General features: G+C 63.8%; 7 protein-coding genes and 1 pseudogene (1 of these 8 running past the window's edge). 6 read left to right on the plus strand and 2 right to left on the minus strand.

What is annotated here, in order from left to right:
• The first annotated feature begins 166 nt into the window (after positions 1–166).
• The 5 genes and pseudogenes from argC to THPRO_RS17345 all read left to right on the plus strand — a co-directional run bounded on the left by argC (position 167) and on the right by THPRO_RS17345 (position 3,633).
• Positions 167–1,201 carry an N-acetyl-gamma-glutamyl-phosphate reductase gene (gene argC / locus THPRO_RS14175; protein ID WP_038090707.1) on the plus strand — a complete coding sequence of 345 codons (1,035 nt, stop codon included), beginning with the start codon at positions 167–169 and terminating at the stop codon, positions 1,199–1,201.
• Between the two features lie 2 nt (positions 1,202–1,203).
• A complete protein-coding gene (locus tag THPRO_RS14180; protein ID WP_038090704.1) occupies positions 1,204–1,932 on the plus strand; it encodes a DUF6776 family protein in 729 nt (242 codons plus the stop codon).
• Between the two features lie 3 nt (positions 1,933–1,935).
• A complete protein-coding gene (locus THPRO_RS14185) occupies positions 1,936–2,361 on the plus strand; it encodes a bactofilin family protein (protein WP_038090703.1) in 426 nt (141 codons plus the stop codon).
• 67 nt (positions 2,362–2,428) lie between these two features.
• Positions 2,429–2,788 carry an iron-sulfur cluster insertion protein ErpA gene (erpA, locus tag THPRO_RS14190; RefSeq protein ID WP_038090700.1) on the plus strand — a complete coding sequence of 120 codons (360 nt, stop codon included), beginning with the start codon at positions 2,429–2,431 and terminating at the stop codon, positions 2,786–2,788.
• Between the two features lie 266 nt (positions 2,789–3,054).
• Positions 3,055–3,633: pseudogene (locus THPRO_RS17345) on the plus strand (N-formylglutamate amidohydrolase).
• A 33-nt stretch (positions 3,634–3,666) separates the two neighbouring features.
• On the opposite strand, the gene THPRO_RS14200 reads toward THPRO_RS17345, so the two are convergent.
• Complete coding sequence (locus THPRO_RS14200; RefSeq protein WP_038090699.1) at positions 3,667–4,785, minus strand: anhydro-N-acetylmuramic acid kinase; 1,119 nt, start codon at positions 4,783–4,785, stop codon at positions 3,667–3,669.
• The gene (locus tag THPRO_RS14205; RefSeq protein ID WP_145930872.1) at positions 4,785–6,065 is read right to left on the minus strand and encodes a M23 family metallopeptidase; all 1,281 of its coding nucleotides are present in this window, start codon (positions 6,063–6,065) and stop codon (positions 4,785–4,787) included. Before THPRO_RS14205 ends, THPRO_RS14200 begins: the two co-directional genes overlap by 1 nt.
• 210 nt (positions 6,066–6,275) lie before the next feature.
• Between THPRO_RS14205 and tyrS the strand changes: the two genes are divergently transcribed.
• Positions 6,276–6,433, plus strand: the 5' portion of a protein-coding gene (tyrS, locus tag THPRO_RS14210; protein WP_038090695.1) for a tyrosine--tRNA ligase. Its footprint extends 1,063 nt past the window's final position; only the first 158 of its 1,221 coding nucleotides appear in the window; the start codon lies at positions 6,276–6,278; the stop codon falls past the right edge of the window.

Consider the following 6,433-nt stretch of genomic DNA (forward strand, 5'->3'; position numbering starts at 1 on the left):
CTTTGGACGAAACAACGAGGATGGGCGCGCCGTAACGTAACGGCCCGCAAAAAGGCACATATTGTTGAGTATGCACCGGGGGAACGCAAGCCGGTCGTCGCCTGTGGCGTCCGCCCCCCGTGGGCATATAAGATGTCGCTCCATTATGGACAGCAATGGATCGCAAATGGATCGGATTCGCGTCGGTATCGTGGGCGGCACCGGTTATGGCGGCATGGAGCTCGTGCGCCTGCTGCTTGATCACCCCGCCGCCGAAATCGCCTGTCTGGTCTCGCGTAGCGAGGCAGGGCGACGTGTCGACGCGGTCTTTCCGCATCTGCGCGGACGGATCGAGCAGACATTCCAGGGGCCGGACGATGCCGATCTGGCAGCCTGCGATTTGGTGTTTTTCGCGACACCCAATGGCGTGGCGATGCATCAAGTACCCGGGCTGCTGGCGAGTGGCGTACGGATCATCGATCTGGCCGCCGACTTTCGTTTGCGCGATCCCGCGGCCTGGACCCAATGGTATGGAGAGGCTCACGCCTGCCCCGAGCTGCTGGCAGATGCCATATACGGACTGCCGGAACTCGACCGGGATGCGATACGCAGCGCACGTCTGGTGGCCAACCCCGGATGCTATCCCACCGCCGTGATCCTCGCCTTGTTGCCGCTGTTGCGCGCCGGCCTTGCCGGCCCCGGGGCCTTGATCGCGGACGCCAAGTCCGGTGCGAGCGGCGCCGGCCGCGGCGCGGTGGTCGGCAACCTGTTGACGGAACTGAGCGAAAATTTCCGGGCCTACCGCGTTGCGGGCCATCGACACTTGCCCGAGATTCGCCAGGCGCTGGACCGTCTTGCCGGGCAGGCGCGCGAACTGGTCTTCGTCCCTCACGTCGTGCCGATGATTCGCGGTATTCACGCGACCTGCTATGCGGAGGTCGACGCCGGCATCGACCTGCAGGCGGTTTACGAGGATGCCTATGCCGGCGAGCCCTTCGTGGACGTGCTCGCGCCTGGCGAACACCCGGAAACGCGCAGCGTGCGCGGCGCAAATCTGTGTCGTATTGCCGTGCACCGCCCACCCCAAACGGGGCGTGTGGTCGTGCTCTCCGTGATCGACAATCTCGTCAAGGGCGCGGCGGGGCAGGCCGTGCAGAACATGAATCTGATGTTCGGGTTGCCGGAAACCAGCGGGTTGACTTCCCTGCCGATCGCGCCTTGAAGATGCGACGTCCGGCGACCAGGGGCTACGAACTTCGAAGCCACAATCCCGTGCGCAAGGGCGTGGCCCTTGCGCTCGCGCTGATGCTGTTATGCGCTGCCGGCGTCGGGCTTTACTGGGCTGGCTACCGGGCATCCGGCACGGCCTCCACGCACGTCCGCGAGGAGTTGTCGCAGCTGAGCAGCCAGGTCGATTACCTGCAGAAACGCAATCAGGAGCTGCTGGACAAGAACGCGCAGCTCGGGCGGGCGGGCGAGATCGATCGCGAGGCGATGCGCCGTGTGCAGACCATGCTCAACCAGATGCAGGGCAAGCTCGCCGATCTTACCGAGGAAGTGTCCTTCTATCGCAGCATCGTGTCGCCCTCCAAGCTGAAGCCCGGGCTGCACTTGCAGCGTTTCGAGGTGAACGCTGGCGCAGCGAAACGCGAATACCGCTATCACCTCGTGCTTACCCAGGCTCAGGACAAGCACAAAGTGGTCAAGGGACGGGTCGACGTACAGATTGTCGGACGCTCCGGTGCCCAGACCAAAACCCTGGATATGGGCAAGCTGGCTGGTAATGGCCTCGACTTCTCGTTCCGCTATTTCCACGACTTCAGCGGAAGCTTCACGTTGCCCGAGGGCTTCGTGCCGCAGCGTGTCGAAATCAAGGTGACGCCATTCACTCGCCGGGTGGCCGGCGTCACGCAAACGGTAACCTGGAAGCAGGCGATGACAGGGGAGGGTTAGCTCATGTGGAACGGCAAGAAAAAATTCAATGCGGTCAGGGTGGATACTCTGATTGGCAAGGGCACGGTGATCACCGGAGGGGTCAGTTTCGTCGGTGGACTGCATGTGGACGGCCGTGTGCAGGGCAACGTGACCGCGGGCGATACCAGCGGCACCATGCTGGTGTTAAGCGAAAATGGCGCGATCGAGGGGGAGGTGCATGCACCCAATATCGTGCTCAACGGCACGGTGGATGGTGACGTGCATTCGTCGGAGCATCTTGAGCTGGCAGCCAATGCGAAGATCCGCGGCGATGTCTATTACAACCTGCTCGAGATGGCGGTCGGGGCTGAGGTCAATGGCAATCTGGTCCATCGCAAGGGCGGCAAGTTGCAACTCGAAGATCGCCGGAACGAACAGCCTGCGGCGGATGTGGAGTCCGATTCTTGACTGAATCAGTCAACTTAAGCTAGCGTGTTCGCCTATCAGAAACCCCTGCGATGGAGGGAGTGCCCCAATGAGTACCGAAGTGGCCGAAAACACGATGCCCGATCCCCTGCTCTTCACCGATTCGGCAGCGAGCAAAGTCAAGGAGCTGATCGACGAGGAGAACAACCCCAACCTCAAACTCCGTGTGTTCGTCACGGGAGGCGGGTGCTCCGGCTTTCAGTACGGATTCACCTTTGACGAAAACGTCGGCGATGGCGATACCACGGTGGAAAATGCCGGCGTGACCCTGTTGATCGACCCGATGAGCTACCAGTATCTCGTCGGAGCCGAGATCGATTACACCGAAGGGCTCGAGGGTGCGCAGTTCGTCATTCGCAACCCCAATGCGACGACCACCTGCGGTTGCGGTTCGTCATTTTCCGTCTAGCCGTTCCGGTGAGCGCGGGAATGACGGGAAGGGGCGGCCATGAGCCGCCCCTTCCGCGTTTGGTGCTGACAGAGCGCCCCTGATGATGCCGACCAGTCTGCTGACGGCACGCGACCCGACACCGCTGATCCAGGCTCGAGCAGACGGCGCCGGCTGCTTTTGTCTCATATGCGAGCATGCCGGGCGGGTGGTCCCCGCGCGCCTGGCTCGCCTGGGGTTGAGCGAGGATGCCCTGGCATCGCATATCGGTTGGGATATCGGGGCGCATGCCGTGGTCGAGGCGCTGTCGTGTCGCTTCGACGCCCCTTGCGGCCCAGGCCTACTCACGGTTGGTATGCGATTGCAATCGCCCCGAGGGGCACGCCGACTGTATCCCGGTGCGCAGCGAACAGGCCGACATAGCAGGTAACAAAGGCCTCTCGGACACGGGTCGGCGGCTGCGCCTGGGCGAAATCTGGGCGCCGTTCCAGCAGGGCGCGCAGGCGCTGCTGGATCGCCGGCAGGCACAAGGGTGATTGCAGACGCTGGTTTCAGTGCGCAGCTTCACGCCGGTGTACGCGGGTGAATCACGGGACATGCACTGCGGACTGCTGTTTCGCGAAGACCGCAGGCTGTCGGTGGCGGTCGGAGGGTATCTGCGCCGCGAGCCGGGATTGATCGTCGCCGACAATGCGCCGTATTCCTTGTTCGAGCTGCGGGCGTATACCGTTCGTACACACGTTGAAGCACGTGGCCTGCCCTACCTGCTGGTCGAGATCAGGCAGGATCTGATCGCCGATGCCGCGGGACGACAGGTCTGGGCCCGGTGGCTGGGGGATGCCATCGAGCGGGTGCTGGGGGACTGAGGAGGTTGGTGCGTTGGCCGGCGGGCGCCGCCGTCAGAGTCGTCCCGGATAGATCGTGCCGAGAATCACGGGATGCCGTGCGCCGGTGACGGAGGGTAGGTTGCCCGGCAGGCCTCGCAGGGTGCGGTCCGCTAGCCAGGCGAAAGCCGTGCCTTCGACCCATTCGGGCGCGACGCCGCAGGTTGCGGTCGATGCTACTGGCAGGGGCGCCGCAAGCGATTGCATTCGATGCATGAGATGCAGGTTGTGGGCGCCGCCGCCGCAGATCAGTATATGCCCGCAATCCGGGGCATGCTGCCGGATTGCGTCACGGATGCTGCGTGCGGTGAGTTCTGTCAGCGTGGCCTGGATATCGGCCGGTGGCGTATGTGGTCGCGCATCGGTTTGAGCTTGCAGCCAGGATGCGTTGAAGTGCTCCCGGCCGGTGGTCTTGGGCGGCTGCAACGAGAAGTAGGGGTCGGCCAGCATGGTGGCGAGCAGCGCGTCGTCGACCTGCCCGCTTGCGGCCCAGGCGCCGGAGGCATCATGTGGGCGACCTAGATGCGTCAATGCATGTAGATCCATGAGTATGTTGCCGGGGCCGGTATCGAACCCGGTAGGCGCCCGTTCCGGCAAGGCGGGGAGAATGGTGATGTTGGCCATGCCGCCGATGTTGACGATTACCCGGGTGGTGCCCGGGCTGGCGAAGCGGGCATGGTGAAATGCGGGTACCAGCGGCGCCCCCTGGCCGCCGGCCGCCATGTCGCGTCGCCGGAAATCGGCGACGGTGGTGATGCCGGTGCGCTCCGCGATGCGGTTGGGATCCCCGATCTGCAGGGTGAAGGGCGTATCGCTATCCGGCTGGTGCCAGAGGGTTTGCCCATGGGACCCGATCGCGCGTATGTCCGCGGGCCGGCGGCGGCTGCGCGACAGAAGCTCGAGGGCGGCGGAGGCGAATAATTCGCCCAGCCGCGCGTCGAGCGCACCCAGTCGGCGCAGGTCGACGCCAGCGGGCTTGCCAATCAGTTCCAGTATTTCTCCGCGCAGCGCTTCTGGCATGGGGGCCGTGATAGCGTCGAGGTGCGCGGTACGCGTTTCGTCAATTTCGACCAGGACGGCGTCGATGCCGTCCAGGCTGGTTCCAGACATCAGGCCGACGTATAGCGCCGGCATCAGGGTCGGGCGTCGTTCAGGGCCAGCGCGGTACGTCTGTATTCGGTCATCATCGCAAGCAGCGGGGTGCTGCGACGCTCGAACGCCGCTTTGTAACGCGTGGGTAACGGCGTTGCGGCTGGCAGCGTCACGGTCAGCGGATTGCGATGTACGCCGTTGACGCGGAACTCGTAATGCAGATGCGGGCCGGTTGCGAGGCCTGAACGGCCGACATAGGCGATCACCTCGCCTTGCCGGACCCGGGTGCCGGGCTTGATTCCGCGTGCAAACCGGGAGAGGTGACCGTACACCGTGCTGTAACTATGACCGTGACGCAGGATGACGACGCGGCCGTACCCTCCCTTCCAGCCCACGAATACGGCCTTGCCGTCGCCGGCGGCACGCACCGGAGTGCCGATGGGCGCGGCGTAGTCGACCCCCTTATGCGCCCGCATGCGGTTCAGAATCGGGTGCTTGCGCATGCCGAATCGCGAGCTGATGCGGGTGAATTTGACGGGGGTGCGCAGGAACGCTTTGCGCAGGCTGCGACCGTCCGGCGCGTAGTAATCGACGCGCTCGTCGTGCGCAAACCGCACAGCCTGGTAGCGATGCCCGCGGGTGGTGAATTCGGCGGCGAGTATGGGGCCATCGCCGATCTTTTCGCCTTGATCATAAAGCGTGTCGTAAATCACGGTAAAGTGATCGCCAGGCCGTATGTCTTGGGCGAAATCGATATCCCAGGCGAAGATGTCTGCGAGGGCCATGATCTGGGCATCGGAGAGCCCCGCTTTTTGGGCGTCGATGAACAGCGAGTCCTTGATTACCCCGTGCGCCTGTGCCTTGCGGTGCTCATAGTGTCGTTCGATGACACTGGCGCGGTAACCCGAGTCGGCGCGCACGTATCGCGTCAGGCTGCCCGTGCCGTTCGACATGTCGAGTCGCTGCAATTCGCCATCGGCGATTGCGATCTCGACCATCTGACCAGGGCTTATCTGGTTGAGCCGGCCGATGTGCCGATCCGCTTGCAGCAGCTTCCCAAGCGCCTCGGCGGCCCCCACAGAGGCCAGAATCGCAGATAGCGTGTCGCCAGTCTCAACCTTGTGCTGGATGGTGGTCGATGTTTGTTCCGTGGTGCTGGGCACCGGTTGTGCGGAGGCTGCGGGAGGGGCGACGGCAGGATGGGGCAGTTGCAGGGTCAAGAGGCGGCGTGCCGCAGCGGGCGCTTTTTCGTTATGATCGCCCGCCATGCGAAGATGATTGGTGGGCCGCAGGTCGCGCGTGTCGTCATCCTTTGTCGACATGCCGGCCAGTGCGACTCCAAGGATGCCGACCCCGGCAGCGAACAACGTATAGCGCAGGCGCCAGCGCGCGTTCGTGGACCGTCGATCAGGCCGGTCTTTGAAGTCCTGTCGGAGCACCGTGTCGTATCTCCATGATGTATGGGCTGCGACTCAACATAAACGCGGGACGACGATGGGTCAATCGTCGCCCCAAGGCAACGGAGTGGTTTAATGGCGAATGTATCGGTTGACGACACGCTGGCCGAGTTGCAGCGGGGAGTGGACGAGGTCCTGCTGCTGGACGACTTGCGGTCGCGTCTCGCGTCCGGCAGGCCGCTGCGGATCAAGGCCGGCTTCGATCCGACCGCGCCGGACCTTCATCTTGGACA

Origin of the sequence: Acidihalobacter prosperus, assembly GCF_000754095.2 — a bacterium.
GTDB classification, from domain to species: Bacteria; Pseudomonadota; Gammaproteobacteria; order DSM-5130; family Acidihalobacteraceae; genus Acidihalobacter; species Acidihalobacter prosperus.